Annotated in this window: 15 protein-coding genes; 8 read left to right on the top strand and 7 right to left on the bottom strand. The window is 45.6% G+C overall.

The window, feature by feature from the left end:
• The first annotated feature begins 120 nt into the window (after window positions 1-120).
• The 3 genes from CHRO_RS10325 to CHRO_RS10315 all read left to right on the top strand — a co-directional run bounded on the left by CHRO_RS10325 (window position 121) and on the right by CHRO_RS10315 (window position 2,306).
• Complete coding sequence (locus tag CHRO_RS10325) at window positions 121-444, top strand: hypothetical protein (protein WP_219336127.1); 324 nt, start codon at window positions 121-123, stop codon at window positions 442-444.
• Window positions 445-498: 54 nt separating this feature from the next.
• Window positions 499-1,734 (top strand): AI-2E family transporter, encoded by a 1,236-nt coding sequence (locus tag CHRO_RS10320; RefSeq protein ID WP_015154150.1) that lies wholly within the window; start codon window positions 499-501, stop codon window positions 1,732-1,734.
• 341 nt (window positions 1,735-2,075) lie between these two features.
• The gene (locus tag CHRO_RS10315) at window positions 2,076-2,306 is read left to right on the top strand and encodes a DUF2949 domain-containing protein (protein ID WP_015154149.1); all 231 of its coding nucleotides are present in this window, start codon (window positions 2,076-2,078) and stop codon (window positions 2,304-2,306) included.
• Window positions 2,307-2,538: 232 nt separating this feature from the next.
• On the opposite strand, the gene CHRO_RS10310 is transcribed toward CHRO_RS10315, so the two are convergent.
• Window positions 2,539-3,690 (bottom strand): pyridoxal-phosphate-dependent aminotransferase family protein, encoded by a 1,152-nt coding sequence (locus tag CHRO_RS10310; RefSeq protein WP_041462429.1) that lies wholly within the window; start codon window positions 3,688-3,690, stop codon window positions 2,539-2,541.
• 498 nt (window positions 3,691-4,188) lie between these two features.
• Between CHRO_RS10310 and CHRO_RS10305 the strand changes: the two genes are divergently transcribed.
• The gene (locus CHRO_RS10305) at window positions 4,189-6,510 is read left to right on the top strand and encodes a metallophosphoesterase family protein (protein ID WP_015154146.1); all 2,322 of its coding nucleotides are present in this window, start codon (window positions 4,189-4,191) and stop codon (window positions 6,508-6,510) included.
• 103 nt (window positions 6,511-6,613) lie between these two features.
• Here CHRO_RS10305 and CHRO_RS10300 read toward each other — a convergent pair whose 3' ends face one another.
• Window positions 6,614-7,879 carry a molybdopterin molybdotransferase MoeA gene (locus CHRO_RS10300; protein ID WP_015154145.1) on the bottom strand — a complete coding sequence of 422 codons (1,266 nt, stop codon included), beginning with the start codon at window positions 7,877-7,879 and terminating at the stop codon, window positions 6,614-6,616.
• 198 nt (window positions 7,880-8,077) lie between these two features.
• Here CHRO_RS10300 and rpmG point away from each other — a divergent pair, with 198 nt between their 5' ends.
• The 3 genes from rpmG to CHRO_RS10290 all read left to right on the top strand — a co-directional run bounded on the left by rpmG (window position 8,078) and on the right by CHRO_RS10290 (window position 10,751).
• On the top strand, window positions 8,078-8,272 hold the full coding sequence (gene rpmG / locus CHRO_RS30410; RefSeq protein WP_015154144.1) for a 50S ribosomal protein L33: 195 nt from the start codon (window positions 8,078-8,080) through the stop codon (window positions 8,270-8,272).
• A 2-nt stretch (window positions 8,273-8,274) separates the two neighbouring features.
• The gene (gene rpsR / locus CHRO_RS10295) at window positions 8,275-8,490 is read left to right on the top strand and encodes a 30S ribosomal protein S18 (protein ID WP_015154143.1); all 216 of its coding nucleotides are present in this window, start codon (window positions 8,275-8,277) and stop codon (window positions 8,488-8,490) included.
• A 203-nt stretch (window positions 8,491-8,693) separates the two neighbouring features.
• Window positions 8,694-10,751: an RNB domain-containing ribonuclease gene (locus CHRO_RS10290; RefSeq protein WP_041462999.1), complete on the top strand. Its 2,058-nt coding sequence runs from the start codon at window positions 8,694-8,696 to the stop codon at window positions 10,749-10,751.
• Window positions 10,752-10,797: 46 nt separating this feature from the next.
• Here CHRO_RS10290 and CHRO_RS10285 read toward each other — a convergent pair whose 3' ends face one another.
• Window positions 10,798-11,286: a TIGR00725 family protein gene (locus tag CHRO_RS10285; protein ID WP_015154141.1), complete on the bottom strand. Its 489-nt coding sequence runs from the start codon at window positions 11,284-11,286 to the stop codon at window positions 10,798-10,800.
• A gap of 296 nt (window positions 11,287-11,582) precedes the next feature.
• Here CHRO_RS10285 and CHRO_RS10280 point away from each other — a divergent pair, with 296 nt between their 5' ends.
• Window positions 11,583-12,098, top strand: coding sequence for a response regulator transcription factor (locus tag CHRO_RS10280; protein WP_015154140.1), 516 nt, complete (start codon window positions 11,583-11,585; stop codon window positions 12,096-12,098).
• A 49-nt stretch (window positions 12,099-12,147) separates the two neighbouring features.
• Here the strand turns inward: CHRO_RS10280 and CHRO_RS10275 are convergent, their stop codons facing one another.
• The 4 genes from CHRO_RS10275 to CHRO_RS10260 all read right to left on the bottom strand — a co-directional run bounded on the left by CHRO_RS10275 (window position 12,148) and on the right by CHRO_RS10260 (window position 17,141).
• Window positions 12,148-12,795, bottom strand: a complete 648-nt coding sequence (locus tag CHRO_RS10275) for an acetoacetate decarboxylase family protein (RefSeq protein ID WP_015154139.1) — start codon at window positions 12,793-12,795, stop codon at window positions 12,148-12,150.
• Window positions 12,796-12,971: 176 nt separating this feature from the next.
• Window positions 12,972-14,882, bottom strand: coding sequence for a molecular chaperone DnaK (dnaK, locus tag CHRO_RS10270; RefSeq protein WP_015154138.1), 1,911 nt, complete (start codon window positions 14,880-14,882; stop codon window positions 12,972-12,974).
• Window positions 14,883-15,232: 350 nt separating this feature from the next.
• A complete protein-coding gene (locus CHRO_RS10265) occupies window positions 15,233-16,219 on the bottom strand; it encodes a zinc-dependent alcohol dehydrogenase family protein (RefSeq protein WP_015154137.1) in 987 nt (328 codons plus the stop codon).
• 196 nt (window positions 16,220-16,415) lie between these two features.
• Window positions 16,416-17,141, bottom strand: a complete 726-nt coding sequence (locus tag CHRO_RS10260) for a DUF4198 domain-containing protein (protein ID WP_015154136.1) — start codon at window positions 17,139-17,141, stop codon at window positions 16,416-16,418.
• Between the last annotated feature and the right edge of the window lie 49 nt (window positions 17,142-17,190).

Genomic DNA, 17,190 nt, shown 5'->3' with positions numbered 1-17,190 from the left:
GCATCATTTTGTACGTATTGTAAAGATTTTCTACACTCTAACTGGTTCGGTGACTACCCCATATATCTATCGCAACAGCCGAACTTTTTCAGTTGTCAGTTATCAGTTATCAGTAAGAGCGTGAAGAAAAGGAATAGGAAACAGGAGGTAGAAGAGCAACTACCAACTACCAACTACCAACTACCAACTACCAACTACCAACTACCAACTCACTTCATGAAAGATAGTTATATGAATGCTTTTGAGGGATGGAAACAACAGTTATGGTTTATTGCAGAGCTGATGATTATCTCTGCCGTTCTGTCGTATCTGATTAAATATGGTGGTGCTTACTTGCCTTTGAGTGGTACATCAAGCCAAGCACTATTTATAGTATTATTACCTACCGTCGTTATCGCGATCGCGCTCTATTTGCGATATCTATTTCATAAAAAGCAGGGGTAAACAGCGAGAGCAACTACCAACTACCAACTACCAACTACCCATTACCTATTACCAATGAACCTCGGTCAATGGCTCGGTTTATTAGCAATCGTTACTTCCATTTATATTCTGTGGCAAATTCGCCAAATTCTCTTATTATTATTTGCCGCAGTTATTTTATCGACTGCCTTAAATCGGTTAGCCAGAAGATTTCAGCGATCGGGAATGCGGCGATCGCTTGCTGTTATCTTATCAGTTGGTATATTTCTAGCTGGAGTTATTGGTTTTTTCTGGTTAATTGTTCCACCATTTATCGAGCAGTTCCAAGAGCTTACAGTCAGGGTTCCTAGAGGTTTAGATCGATTCAGCATTTGGATAGAGCAATTAGGAACTCGCGTTCCCCAGCAAGTAGCTCCATACTTACCAAATGTAGATAGTCTTAGCAAACAAGCACAGCCATTCTTTGAGCGCGTCTTGGGCGGTTCTTTTGCTTTCGTAACTAGCTCTTTAGAATTTATTATCAAGTTTTTACTTGTATTAGTATTAACGGGGATGATGTTAGCTAATCCCCATGCTTACCGTCAGGGTTTTGTGAGATTATTTCCTTCATTTTATCGCCGTAGGGTAGATGGAATTTTACACGAATGCGAGGAGTCGTTAGGCAAATGGCTGACTGGTGCTTTAATTAGCACGAGCGTAGTTGCACTAATGAGTATGGTGGGACTATCAGTGTTGCGAATACCAGCAGCTTTGGCATTGGGAGTTTTAGCAGGGTTTCTCAATTTAATTCCCAACGTCGGTCCCACTATCAGTGTCATTCCACCTATGGCGATCGCGCTGTTAGATACGCCGATCAAATCCGTACTCGTATTCGTTCTCTATTTTGTGATTCAACAAATTGAGAGTAATTTTTTGACACCATATATCATGGCGCAGCAGGTATCTTTACTACCAGCCGTGACTTTACTAGCTCAAGTATTTTTTGCCACGTTCTTCGGCTTTTTAGGTTTATTACTGGCGCTACCTCTAACTGTAGTAGGCAAAATTTGGTTTCGCGAAGTCTTGTTAGAAGATGTACTAGACCGCTGGCAGTGGGGTGGAAAGCAAGATACTACTGGACTCGATTCATTGTGCGGGTTGCACGATGCCAGTATGACAAAGGAAAATCTTTCAAATTCAGATGATGTAACTAGTCAAGAGCGAGCGATTGTAGATGAATCCACAGGAGTAGATAGTAGAGCAGCAGAAGAGCAAGGGAGCAAGGGAGCAAGGGAGCAGGGGAGCAATCCAAAATCCAACAACAAACTCTAAAATTAATTCACGTACCACCTTGAGCGCACCACACACCACTTCTCATCACTCAATTCCAACTTTTGGCTGACGAATCTATTCCTTTTCGTAGGTACGAATTTTTTTCTCTAGAAATATAACTGAAATGTGAAGAGGTTTAAATTATTTTTAATCATTGCACTAAGTTAAGTGAAAATCATTTAAGTTGCGCTACAATTCTATTCCACCCCCGATTTGTAACTGTGCAACAATAATGTAAATCCTAGACTAAGAGCTTGCTGATTAAGTAAGAATACTCATGACAGTCTGGGAAAAGTGACAGATAAAAGACTGGCTACTACTTACTCATTACTTAGTCTTTGATGCTTAATAATCAGTTGGAACAAAAAGGTGAAGTCCAAATGTCACCAGCAAAGTACATGCAGTTTCTGCAATTTCTACAAGAAGACTTATCAATTTCGGCAGCATCGATTGATATGGCTACCCGCCATCGAGAACAAGATCCTGGTCCTTTGCCAATGATCTTATGGCAATATGGCTTAGTCACGCTCGAACAACTAGATCGAATTTATGACTGGTTGGAAAGAGCGTAGCAGTGTCATGAACGATTTAGTCAAATTCAAGCGTGTCACAGTAGAAATTTTAAATAGCAATGCACAAACTAAAATTTCTTTTTTGGCGAAGTTGTAGAAATTTTACTCATAAATTTAAACTTACACAAAGAGAGCGGGATGAATTATCAACCCGCTCTTTTGATTTAAGTTGTCATCTGTCATCTGCCATTTGTTGTCTAGCCAATGACGAATGACAAATGACGAATGACGACTAAGAAGCAAACACGCGAGCTGCTGCTGCAACGCCAGCTCCAGGGGTGAAACCTTCATACCCCAATTCGCGTAAAGCGACTTCTAAAGCACCGATCGCACTAAGAATATCGCGATCGCTCACAAAACCTAAATGTCCGATGCGGAAGATTTTCCCCTTCAAGTGGTCTTGTCCGCCTGCTAGAGCGATGTCAAATTTCTTCTTCAAAATCGAGCGAATTTGTTCGGCATCGACTCGATCTGGTGCTACAGATGTAATTGCCGGACTCGCGCAATTATCCGCTGCAAACAAAGGCAAATTTAAAGCTTTTACGGCTTCGCGAGTCGCTTGAGTCAGGCGTTGATGACGAGCAAAAATTGATTCTAAACCCTCTTCTCTCATCATCTTTAACGTCGCGTGCAGTGCCACAATTAAATTCACTGGCGGCGTGAAGGGAGTCGTATTTTTCGCGGTCGATTTCCGATATTTACCCAAGTCTAAATAGTACTTGGGTAGTTTAGCGGTTTTGTAAGCTTCCCAAGCCTTAGCGCTAACAGCAACAAATCCTAAACCGGGAGGAATCATATAACCTTTTTGCGAACCCGATGCAATAACATCAATACCTAAAGCATCCATCGGGACGTTATACGCACCCAAGCTGGTGACAGCATCGAGAATCATTAAGGCTTCGCCGTGTTCCTTAACGTGACCGACGATCGCTTCTAAGTCATTAAGTACGCCTGTAGAAGTTTCGCTGTGGGTGAGAATGACGGCTTTAATTTGCTTGTCTTTATCCGCTGCTAATTTCTGGGCAAATACTGCGGGATCGAGGGGTTGTCCCCATTCGGCAGTAATTTTCTCGACTTGAAGACCGTAAGCCTCGGCAACTTCTCCCCAGCGATCGCCAAACTTACCATTGCATCCTACCAAAACGCGATCGCCTGGGCTGAGAAAATTAATGATTCCTGCTTCTACTGCCCCAGTGCCGCTAGCTGTTAGCATCAAAACGTCACTCTCGGTTTGGTGCAGCCATTTTAGATTTGCTGTCACTTCTGCCAAGATGTTACTAAATTCGCTGGTGCGGTGTCCGATGGGATGTTTGGCGAGGGCGAGTAACGCTGCTTCCGGTACTGGCGTGGGACCAGGAATCATCAGCATTAACTTGTCGTTCATCATAAGTTTGTCCTACTATCTATCGAGGTGAATCCATTGGCTACACGTCAATCCAAGCGCGATCTCTATTTCGTGACTTGTGGTTTGCGATCTGTAGTTTATAACTCGTAAATCGATCTTATAGACGAATCTGGCGATTGCAATTGAGGAATCTTGGTTTTTTGTATGAATAAATTTAACGATTCATAAGCTGAATTACGAATTCTTACGGCGTTTGGTTGAGTTTTCCTATCATGGCAGCCTTTCATTTTATCACCCGATCGCCGAAAACCTGCTAAAAAGCGATCGATAAGCCAAGAGGCAGAGGACAGGAAGTAGAACGTTGGACATATACTATTGGTCGCAGGTATCAAATATATCTGAGATGTCTGTATATTTGGTAGACCCAGAACGAAACTTCTGAGTGCGTAACATTTGCAGGGGCGCACAGATGTGCGCCCCTACAGATCGCGTGTTTTACCCAATTGAAAACCGCTATTGACGAGCGAATAATTTGCCATGACAGATCGAGCTTGGGATAAGTTAATACAAGCATTACCAATTGTCTTGGCGGGTCCCATTCTACGACACGTAACTGCCGAATCTGTCACAGTGTGGGTAGCGCTCAAACAACCTGCTGAGGTAGAGCTGACGATTTACGAAACGACAAATCAGGGTACGGTGCTAGGAACGAGCATACTGCAAGGGAGATACCCGACCGTAGCATTGGGAAAGTCTCTGCATGTGGTGGCGGTGACTGCTAAGTCTAATGGAAACAATCTGAATAGCGATCGCCTCTATGCCTACGACCTTCAGTTTTCGTTCGACGACCCACAGCAAAGCCCAAAAACCTTACAACAAGCTTTACAATCGATCGACTTTCCTAGAGTCAACATTAGCTACTTTGCCCATCAAAAACCTACCTTTGTTCTGCCACCGCATCGTTTAGAAGATTTACGCATCGTCCAAGGTTCCTGTCGCAAACCACACGGGGGTGGATATGATGCCTTACCAATTCTTGACAGCTTAATTGAGGATAGAGCAGCTCAACCTCAACACCGTCCCCACCAACTGTTTCTCACTGGCGATCAAATCTATGGCGATGACGTTGCCGAACCTTTTTTGTGGGTTGCTAGTCCTCTGGGCGATGCTCTCTTGGGTTGGGAAGAAAAGTTACCTGTGGGTTGGCGAGAACCCGATGATGTAGAGTACTATACACCGCAACAGCTACCTTTTGGACGACGAGCTGAAGTTGCCACTACTCACGCGGGTTTTACAGCTGGACTCCACAATAAACGTGGTAAGGTCAACAGTCACTTACTGAGTTTAGGCGAGTACTATGCTTGCTATTTGCTAGCTTGGTCGCCGACGTGCTGGCTGATGCAGATTCCCCCAGGAAAACAAATTAGCGATCGCCGCCAAATTAGCCGTCGTTGGGATCGAGAAGCACGGGCATTGCGGCAATTTATCCATACACTATGGAAAGTACGACGCGCTCTTGCCAATATTCCCACATACACAATTTTCGACGATCATGATGTCAGCGATGACTGGAACCTCAACCGTGCTTGGTGCTTGCGCGTTTTGGGGCGACCTTTGGGACGTAGGACAGTACAAAATGCGCTGCTAGCCTATGCAATGTTTCAAGCATGGGGCAACACACCCGAACAATTTACCGCAGGACAAGCGGGTGCAGAACTCCTGGCTGCTGCTGCCGACTGGTCGTCATCGAGCGGGACTGACACTGTTGCCTACGATCGCATTGCTCGTTATGTCGGAATGCCCCTCATCGACGCACAGACGAATTTACCAACTTTTGTAGAGGATGGTACGGTATTAATCCTCAAACGACATCCAGAAGCGATCGCGTGGCACTATACAGTCAGGAGTCATTGTCATGAAACGATCGTCTTAGATACACGGACGTGGCGAGGCTATCCCATCGAAGAAAAATCGAGCGCACCACCCATGCTATTGTGTCCGACTGCCTTCGAGCAACAACTGCGCCTACCGCTGCAACAATCGGCATCTGAAACCCAAATTCAACTCACTTTCGCGATCGCACCGACTAATGTATTTCATCTCCAAGCGATCGATTGGATTCACCATTGGCAATTGCGCCGCAACAAAGTCTTCGCCACAGATGTTGGCGATGCCTGGAACATCAATTTAGAAGCCCTCGCACAACTTTTGATCGTCCTATTCGAGCAACGCCGACAAGTTATCGTCTTATCTGGAGACATTCACTACAGCTCGATGGTTCGCCTCACCCGTAAATCTAACTTAGGCGAATCTAACTCTGTTTTGACACAGCTAACTTGCAGTGCTTTGAAAAATGAAGAAACTCTGACGCGGATCGTTCACACCCGCTTAAAAGATTGGTTGCTTCCAGAACGAGTCCGCCATTGGAAAGGTTGGAGTAACCCACCAAACATGGTCGAACTTTCAGCGCCACAATCCCGCCGCGATCCCGACTCCCATCCATCGCATCCCCCTGATTGGAACTGTACCCTAGAATGGATACCACGACAAAATGCTCGCACCCCCAGCTTTGGCAACGACGTAACTTGGCTAATTTCACCGAGAAAACAAGCAAATAGCAGCAAGCGTCATTGGCTTCAGTTCCTCTGTTTTTGGCAATCTCCCCTACTTCAAGAAGGACGAGAAGCGATCGGCAGAAACAATTTAGCTTTAGTACAATTTCAACTCGCAGAAACGAGCCATTCCTACACAGCCATCCAAGACATATATTGGTTTTCTACCTGGCAGCCAACCCAAATCGTCTACAGTCGCTTTAAAAGCCATCTCGCAGATCGCCCATCCCTACCAAACAAAGCATAACCTCACAACCGCTCCCATCTACTTCGCGCTCTTCTCTCTTTGCGACTTTGTGTCTAACGCCCTATCGGGCTTCGCTTCGCTGATGCGTGACATTAAACTCACCCTAACTCATGATCGGAAAACCAAACTGTAAAACTCTTACTTCATCCCCAGATGCAACCGCAGTTTGCCCCATAGGAATCATTGCCAACCCATTAGCTTGAGCAAAATTAATCAAATTGCCAGAGTTAAGACTACCGCTAGCGGGCTGAAACTCAAAATAACCATCGATCAAATGCAGCTGTCCCCAAATATAAGTTTCTCGCTTGCCATCAGAACTCAAATCTTGACGCGATCGCGCTTTGACGTAAGCCGGTCCCCAATTGTCAGCCAGTCCCGACAACTTCCGTAAAGCAGGTTGAACGAATCGCCAAAAACATACCAAAGCCGAAACGGGATTACCTGGTAGCCCAAAATATAGAACTAGCTTCCGTTCGGTAGCATGAGCAGGAGAAAACTTCGCCACTGTCAGCGGCTTTCCGGGTTTCATTGCCACAGATCGAACGTGCATTTCCGCCCCCAAAGCCGTTAAGATCTCCTCTACATAGTCGTAATCACCCACAGAAACGCCACCAGAAGATAACACCACATCAGCAGTCGCGATCGCTTTAGAAAATGCTTTTTGCAGCACTAAAGGGCGATCGGGAACGATACCCATTGGGATTGGTTCTGCCCCCGTCTGCGTCACCAAAGCCGTCAACGCATACTGATTTGAATCGACAAGTTGTCCGATTTCCAATGGAGTTTCAGGGTGAACTAGTTCATCTCCCGTCGAGATAATTGCCACGCGGGGACGACGATAGACTTTCAATTGATTGCACTGTGCGGCTGCTAGCACGGCAATTTGAGCCGCCCGTAGCATGGTTCCTGGGGCTAATAAGGTTTTTCCTGCTTGATAGTAGGATGCCTGGTGGCGAACAAAGGCTTGAGGTTGAGGAGCTGTCAAAATAGTGACGCGATCGCCCTCTCGCTGCGTTTGTTCCTGCATCACCACAGTATCAGCCCCTTCTGGCATCACTGCACCCGTGAAAATTCGTGCTGCTTGCCCTGCCTTAATCAACTGCTGTGGCGATCGCCCCGCTGGAATTTCATCAACTATCTCCAAAACCACTGGCTGTTGTGAACTAGCATATTGTACGTCCTCATAACGCACTGCATAGCCATCCATCGCCGAATTATCCCAGTGGGGAAAATCTAAATGACCGATCGCTGGTGCTGCCAATATCCGCTCGATGGCAATTAATAGAGAAACAAACTCTGCATCTCGTTGTTTGTCCAGGGGTTTCACCAAGTCTAAAATTGTTGCCTCCGCTTGGCTGACTGGCAGCATGGTTCTTAACTCCTCTTTTTATTCAAGGTTTATGGGTAATTGGTGAGTGACTAGCGGCTAGTAGTTAGTGGTTAACTCCTCTCTAGTCACCAGCCACTAGTCACTAGTCACTGATAACTGACTTGCACAAACCTGATGAAATATATGATAATAAACGTTTGTGTTAAATTTTGGTAAGACCCCAGAGTTAGAAAAGCTATGGCTAAAGGTAAGGGTGTCCGTATTATTGTGACACTGGAATGCACTGAATGTCGCACGAATCCAGACAAGCGATCGGCAGGTGTGTCTCGATATACGACAATGAAAAACCGCCGCAATACTACAGCGCGGCTAGAACTGAAAAAATTCTGTACCCACTGCAACCGTCACACCGTCCATAAGGAAATTAAGTAAGCATGAGTTTCTACCGTCGTCGTTTATCTCCGATTAAGCCTCAAGACCCCATAGACTACAAAGATGTCGATTTGCTGCGGAAGTTTATTACCGAACGGGGCAAAATTCTTCCCCGTCGGCTCACAGGCTTAACCGCTAAGCAACAGAGAGATTTAACTGTAGCTATCAAGCGGGCGCGTTTATTGGCTTTGTTACCTTTCATCAATCCAGAAGGGTAAATTCTTGTCATGCGTCATTTGTCATTTGTAGAGAGATAGATTGCTGGTAGAGTTTGTAGCTGCGGGCAATTCATCTGCGTTTAAATTGACAAATCGAGTATTTTTGCAAATAGTTAGTTTATTTGTATACAAGACAAATGACTAAAGAAAATGAGTAGTAGAAATGTCAATCGCTAATGACAAATGACAATTGACAAATGACAATTGACAAAGGAATGCTAGTCGAATTTAGGGTGCAAGGCGATCGCCGTTTGGGAGTGGTAGACCGTCCAGATGGGAAAACTCGTTGGTTTGTCATAGACGATCGCGGTCAATCCCACAGCCTTGCCCCGCGCCAGTTTACTTACGAAATCCGAGGTCAGTCTTACAAACCCTCAGATATTGCCAATTTTTTAGCAGAAGTACAGCCCTATCTCGACCCATCTAGCTTAGAGGTAGCGTGGGAGTTGCTGATAGAAGCAGGAGAAAGCGCTACTCCAGCACAGATGGCAAACTTATTATTCTCCGACCAGAGCCAAGCTCTGTGTTATGCCGCTCACTATTTGCTTTCTGAAGATAAGATATATTTCAAGCAAAAGGGAGATGCTTACGAGCCTCGTTCTGCTAGCCAGGTAGCAGAACGGAAACACCAGCTTGAAGTAGAAGCAACAAGAGCGCGAGAACAGCAGGAATTTCTGTTGCGTACCGAACGAGCGCTGAAGGGAGAAGCCGTAGAATGGCAGCGATACGATCGCCAGCGCCTGGATGCGATCGCCAAGTATGCAATACTTTTAGTTGAAGGGACTCGTCAGGGATTAAATCCAGATGCCCTCGTACGAGCTTATCCGCCACCAGCGATCGTGACGGAGACTATGAGTACTTTGGGGCGTAACGCGACTCCCGTAACAGCATTTCAACTTTTGGTAGATTTGGGTCTGTGGAGTCCGCATGAAAACCTTCACTTGCGTCGCAGTCAAATCCCCGTAGAATTCTCAACCGAGGTTATATCAGTGGCGCAGCAGCGGTTAGAATTTCCACCCCCCGACCCAGACACTCAACGGCTGGACTTAACTCATTTGAAAGTTTACACGATCGACGACCAGAGTACGAGCGAAATTGACGACGGTGTAAGCTGGGAAGTCTTAGCTGATGGGCGAGAACGCTTGTGGATACATATTGCCGATCCGACTCGTTGGCTCATACCAGAGGATGAATTAGATCTAGAAGCGCGGCGGCGCGGTACGACCATGTACTTACCGACAGGTATGAGTTCCATGTTTCCAGTGGCACTGGCGACGGGACCCATGAGCTTAATACAGGGTCAGGTTTGCTGCGCTCTCAGTTTTGGTGTCATTTTGGATGCAGCAGGAGCAGTCCAAGAATATACCATCCATGCCAGTTTAATCAAACCGACCTATCGGCTGACCTATGAAGATGTCGATGAGATGTTGGATCTGGGCGTACAAGCCGAGCCAGAAATCGCCGCGATCGCTAACTGGGCGCGCTGTCGTCAAGCATGGCGACAGTCTCAGGGGGCAATTAGTATTAGTTTGCCAGAAACCGCGATTAAAGTTAAAGACGACGAAATTACAATTGAAGTCTTAAACGATTCTTCCTCCCGCCAACTGGTGGCGGAAATGATGATTTTGGCTGGAGAAGTTGCCGGACGCTACGGTCAAGCACATAATCTTGCCCTGCCATTTCGCGGTCAGCCGCAGCCCGAGTTACCCCCAGAAGAAGAGTTATTGCAATTACCTGCTGGCTTCGTACGTGCCTGTGCTATGCGCCGTTGTATGCCTAAAAGTGAAATGAGTATTACCCCTTCCCGCCATGCTGGTTTGGGCTTGGAGATGTATACTCAGGCAACTTCTCCGATTCGTCGCTATAGCGATTTGCTGACCCATTTTCAACTCAAGGCACACCTACGGGGTGAAACTCCACCGTTTTCAGCGGAAGCACTTCGTGAAGTGATGCAATCTGTGTTTGCCATGACTCAAGAGATGTCGTTAGTAGAAAGGCAAACCAATCGTTATTGGGGTTTAGAATACCTGCGCCGCCACGCTCAGGATGTGTGGCAGGCAATCGTTTTAATGTGGCTGCGGGAAGATTCGCGCTTGGCGCTGATCTTGATTGAAGATTTAGGGCTTCAGCTACCGATGACATTTAAACGTGGGGTCAGCTTGGGCGAACAAATTTTAATTAAAGTTGCCTACGTCGATCCGCGTCAAGATACGATTCAGTTTCAAGAAGTGTCCTATTCTGAGGCTGTGGCTGCGAATTGAAACAGGAAGGTGGGCTTTGCCCACCCGACGCTTGAACTGACCTTTTCTATAAAATTAGGGTCTTGACAGTAGCGATCGCTGCTGCAACACTACTAACAAAATAAATATTATTTACTGATAATTTTTGCCAGAAATTTTGACTTTCTATTTCAGAATTTAACAGAATCACTGGCTTATTTGCTTTCAAAGCTAAAGCAATTTCTGATATTGTACCTGCACCCGTACCGCAGGTGATAATAACATCACTAGAAAGAACGTTAATATTATTACGAGCGTTTCCCATCCCCGTTGCGATCGCGATATCTACCGCTTCAGAAGCATCATGGCGATCGCTACCAGGCAAGATTCCAACTGTTAAGCCATTTGCAGATTTTGCTCCCCGACTAGCCGCGTCCATCACGCCTACGTTTCTCCCACCAGTAAGCAATACCCATCCTTGTTGGGCGATCGCTTTACCTAATTCATAGGCAGAGGTACAGTCTATGACTGTGGCATTTTCTCCAGCTCCCATAACCCCGATCGCAATTTTTCTCATAATTACAACAACCTTCTGCTTCCTGTTTTCTGCCGTACTTATCTACTTTATTAAGAGTTCGATCGACCTCGCGCGCAGTTGTTCCACATTTAATTCAGCTACAGGCAGCAGTTATAAGTTTTGCTGTAATATAAGTTTTGCTGTAACTAGATTTTCCCTCTTTGACTTCTAACTTTTAACTTTTGACTTGCTAAACAATCTAGAGTATTTCCCTAGCGGGAGGCGATCGGTTTACCCGAGCGGGCAAAATAGAGAAGACAGTGCAGTGAAAGCATCAATTGCACATCATTAAAATTATGAAAGACCTATTCTGCCAGCTTGATTCTAGAAAAAAGCAAGTTCTGATTGTCGATGACTTGCTCGACAACTGTTTGCTTTTGGCAACAATATTAGAAGCAGAGGGGTATGAGGTTGATACCACAGACTGTGGATATAAAGCCATTGCAAAAATCGAAGCAAATCCACCAGATTTGGTTTTATTAGATGTAATGATGCCAAACATCGATGGATATGAAGTCGCGCAGTGGATCTCGCAAAATCAACCTTCAGTCTCGATCGTGCTAGTTACGGCTTATGACACTTTGCCCCAATTAGACCCAAGAAAGGTCAAAATTGACGGCTTCATTCGCAAGCCAATAGATTTAGATGAAGTTTTGCTAAAAGTTGAAACACTTTTGGCAACCAAACAAGAGCAGGCAAAAACACAAAATTTTACAAAGATAATTCCGATTTATTCCCGAACTGATAAAAGAATACTGCTCAAGAAAAATGAAGCAGTAGACAGGAAGAGTTTCAGCCGATACGATTATTAATGCTCCATGTAAAGACGCAAAATCTTGTGTCTTTACATGTTATCTCTCGTCACACTACGTTAAATTCTAAATCTCTTTGCCCCACAATAGAAGGCTGACCAACTGTCAATTCCATTTGGTCAGCATGAACTGTCAACCAAGGTTGACCGAGATTTAATCCCCCAAAAGGACTTTCTGGGGGAATTTCTAATTGGGAACTCACTAATCCTAAACGAGCCTTTAATTGAGCGGGAAACAGGAGTAGATTAGAGTTTAGACTACTAAAGCTAGATGCACCCAAGGGTATTGGCAGACCAAAGTTCTGCTGATGGTACTTCAGACAGCAAAGAATGCGATCGCCTTGCCTCACACTCACGCTACGATCTGTCCAGGTAAATTCAGCGATTTCCTTCGGTAATCCCCAAATCTCGCGACCACCCGCTACAGAATCAGGGTTATCTACATAAATGTGAGAAACCCAACCGCCAATTTCTCCACCATAGCTGACAAAAGCAGCAACAACGATTAACTCGCTGTATTCCAGCACGGAACCAGCACCATAGTTAGATAAATAAACACCGCCAACGGTTTTTCCAGGAAAGACAGAAACAAGATTTAATTCTGAAGGAATTAGGGGACGCACGCGATCGCACTCCAAAAGTTGCAGAGTTTGATAGGCGTAGCCTTGAAGCGTCCAGGGTGCTTGAGGGTAAGACATAACAGTGACCAGTGACCAGTTGTCAGTGTAGAGACGTTACATGTAACGTCTGTACAAAGTTATCAGTTGCAACTACCAATTACCAATTACCACAAGATAAAAAATCCCCACCTAGCTCGATACTAGTATGGGGACGATCGATTATTTTGACTTTTGACTTTTAACTTTTGACTTGTTTACTTGCTTTCGGTGAAGTCAGCGTCGATTACGTCGTCGCCACCAGGTGCGGAGGTAGAACCACCTTCGCCAGCACCAGGATCGGCTCCACCAGGCGCAGCACCACCAGCTTGTTGATAGAGGTTAGTACCGATCGCGTAGAGTGTTTGTTGCAGTTCTGGCATTACCCGTTGGATCGCTTCGTCATCTTCTTTGTTGACGGCTTCCCGCAGGTCTTTAATTAAACCTTCAACCTTAGTGCGATCGCTCGCTGGAACTTTATCACCCAAGTCTTTCAACTGCTTCTCGGCTTGGTATGACAGAGAGTCAGCTTGGTTCTTGCGATCGACTTTCTCGCGGCGGTCTTTGTCAGTCGAGGCGTTTCTTTCAGCTTCCGTCACCATGCGCTCGACTTCATTCTTATCGAGAGTAGAAGCGCCAGTGATGCTGATTGACTGCTCCTTACCGCTACCCTTATCCTTTGCGGTAACGTTGAGGATACCGTTAGCGTCAATATCGAAAGTAACTTCGATTTGCGGTACGCCACGGGGTGCGGGAGGAATGCCATCTAAACGGAAGGTTCCCAAGCTCTTATTGTCATTGGACATCTCCCGTTCGCCTTGTAGAACGTGAATTTCTACATTCGTTTGACCGTCTACAGCGGTGGAGAAGACTTCTGATTTCTTGGTAGGAATCGTGGTGTTGCGAGGAATGATCCTTGTCATCACACCACCAAGGGTTTCTACACCCAGCGACAGCGGCGATACGTCTAGCAACAGAATGCCTGTAACGTCACCTGCTAGTACGCCAGCTTGGATCGCTGCACCAACTGCTACCACTTCATCAGGGTTGACGCTTTGGTTAGGATCTCTACCCAAAACCCGCTTGACAACTTCTTGTACGGCAGGAATACGGGTAGAACCACCAACTAAGACAACTTCATTGATAGCACTCTTGTCTAGCTTGGCATCGCGCATCGCATTTTCTACAGGAACGCGACAGCGATCGATCAAGTCCGAGCAGAGTTCTTCAAACTTAGCACGGGTGAGCGTCATATCCAGGTGTTTTGGACCATCCTGGGTTGCGGTGATAAATGGCAGGTTGATTTCTGCTTGAGTGACGCTAGATAGCTCGATCTTGGCTTTTTCTGCGGCTTCGGTTAAGCGTTGCAGTGCTTGTCTGTCTTTACGCAGGTCGATGCCTTCAGTTCTTCTAAATTCTTCAGCTAGGTAATCAACAATTTTCTTGTCGAAGTCGTCACCACCTAAGTGCGTGTCTCCAGAAGTGGCTAGTACTTCAAATACGCCATCACCTACTTCTAGAATCGATACGTCAAACGTACCACCACCTAAGTCAAATACGAGGATAGTTTCGTTGCTCTTTTTGTCAAATCCGTAGGCAAGCGAAGCAGCAGTAGGCTCGTTGATAATCCGCAGTACTTCGATCCCAGCGATTTTACCAGCGTCTTTGGTAGCTTGACGCTGAGAGTCGTTGAAGTAAGCAGGTACGGTGATAACCGCTTGAGTCACCGTTTCGCCGAGATACTTGCTAGCATCTTCTACCAGCTTGCGCAGGACTTGAGCGGAAATTTCTTCTGGAGCAAACTGCTTGCCAGCCGCAGGACAATCGAGTTTGACATTACCACTGCTATCCCGCAAGACTTTGTAGGACACTTCAGTGGTTTCGTGGGTGACTTCCTCATGTTTGCGTCCGATGAAACGCTTGACAGAGTAAAAAGTATTCTCTGGGTTCATCACCGCTTGACGCTTAGCGATTTGACCCACCAAGCGATCGCCATTCTTGGCATAAGCTACTACAGAAGGCGTTGTGCGAAATCCCTCAGCGTTGGCAATTACAGTAGGCTTACCACCTTCCATCACTGCCACGCAAGAGTTTGTCGTACCTAAGTCAATTCCAACTACTTTTGCCATCGGAGGTTCTGGCTCCCTAACACTAACTACTAAAAACGATTGAATACACTACAGCTAAAAGTTGAACTAGCAGCGCTCCAGCTTCAATACAATGTTTTTGTCTTTTTGTACTGATCTATATACTGATTGTGGGTAGCTACTTGATGAAGGGTGGTTTGCCGAACAAGTGTAAGGACGGTTGGTTTGCGATCGAGCTTGTCGCTTGCGCTTGTAGCTTGTCATGCCGTTTGCCACTGTTCAACCCCTAACATAGCTGCTGTATGCTTTCACTGTGTCTAATGTAGTGAACTCAAGGCTTGGTGGTTATAGGGTGAACCGTAATCGGTTGGGTGTGTTTGCCGTCAAAACTGTTATTCCACTACAATTACAGCAGCTCCGTTAATTTTGCCGCTACGCAGCGCATCTAAGGCTTCATTTGCTTGCACTAAGGGAAAAGGGTGAACTTCAGTCCGAATTGGAACTTGAGGAGCTAAAGCGAGAAATTCTTCCCCATCACGGCGCGTCAAATTAGCAACGGATCGCAATACTCTTTCTTCCCATAAAATTTCGTAAGGAAAGGCAGGAATATTACTCATGTGAATTCCCGCACAGACAACCACACCCCCCTTAACCACCGCACGTAAAGCAGTCGGAACCAAAGAACCAATCGGGGCAAAAATAATTGCTGCATCTAAAGGGACTGGTGGTAAATCTTCTGAACATCCAGCCCAGACAGCACCTAAATTTAGAGCAAATTCCTGCCCTTTTACGTCTCCCGCACGAGTAAAAGCATACACTTCTCGCCCTTGGTAGCGAGCGAGTTGAATCAAAATATGGGCGGCTGCACCAAAACCATAAAAACCAATTTTTTCTGCGTCCTCTGCCATTCTATAGGAGCGATAACCGATGAGCCCGGCACACAACAGCGGTGCAGCTTGCAAGTCGGGATAGCCTTCAGGAATGGGAAAGCAGAATTGGGCATCGGCTACAGCATATTCGGCATAACCACCATCGATTTGATATCCCGTAAACTGGGCGTAGTCGCATAAGTTTTCGCGTCCACTCAGGCAATAACGACAGCAGTTGCAAGTATGCCCTAGCCACGGAACGCCGACGCGATTACCTATTTGAAATTGTTGCACCTGTTCCCCTACAGCAGCAACGGTACCAACAATTTGATGTCCCAGTATGAGGGGAAGTTTGGGTTGGGTTAATTCTCCATCAACGATATGCAAGTCAGTGCGACAGACACCGCAAGCCCGAACCCGAATCAGTACTTGTTGCGAATTAGGCTGTGGTATTGGTAGTTCTGCTACTCGTAGCAGTTTACCCTGTGCCTCTAGTATCATTGCTCGCATAGAACATTTATCAGTTATCAGTTATCAGTTATCAGTTATCGATGACTAATAATCATTAACTGACAACCAATAACCCTCTATTTACTGTTTTATACTATAGAAATGAGAAATATTGTATTTGTATAAATAACTTGCGATCGCACAAGATTTTAGAAGTAAAGTTCAAGCGTAGGGTGGGCATTGCCCACCACTCTATTTATTTCTTCTGAATTGCTAGCGAGGCAGCGTAAGCAATTTCATCGGTAGCTGGATCGTCGGTAGAAGGAACTCTATACTCTGCTTCCACAATTTGTATGTCTTTCTGTGTCAGAGTAATTGTAGCAATACCGCGATCGTTTACCGGTACTTCCTTCCCTTCATATTCTACAGTTACATCTGTTACGGGTTTGCCTTCAAACAAGACTTGCACGCGCAACGAGCCACCTGCACCAACATCAAACGGATCTTGTAAAGGTACAATTTCCATTTTCATTCCAAATGGTTGGGTGGCTAAACCCGTAGGCTGGAAAAAAGATTTGGTGTATTTGTATGTGTGAGTAACTTCAGTCGCTTCGTTGTTAGCTGCTAAAGCATCTGGTCGGAAAACATTTGTGTATTCATCGTCATTAGAAACAATGAAGTAACCATTGTTATTGACGGCAGTAATGACAGCAATATCTCCTGGGGAAACTAGGGTTACGCCTTCAAATTTTCTTTTAACTTCTAGCGGTTGAGGAAATCCATAACTATTGTAAGCTGTAGCTTCTTGAAATTTGATTGAATCGTATGCTTCTGGTTTATCCTCCTCTGGATGCCCGTATAAAACTTCATACTCTCCTTGCTTTTCGCCCTTGATTACCCAGATAACGTGGGCGAAAACTGGCTGACTAATTAATGGTAAAATTGTCAGAGCCAGCATCAATTTGCTGAGATATTTCCTCACAATCGCTTCCTCATTTAGTAATTCATGAATTACTATTTCTTACTGCGAA

It is taken from the genome of Chroococcidiopsis thermalis PCC 7203 (assembly GCF_000317125.1).
Classification (GTDB): Bacteria; Cyanobacteriota; Cyanobacteriia; order Cyanobacteriales; family Chroococcidiopsidaceae; genus Chroococcidiopsis; species Chroococcidiopsis thermalis.
Note: the sequence above shows the minus strand (reverse complement) of the source record. Positions and strands in the feature narration are given on the sequence as shown.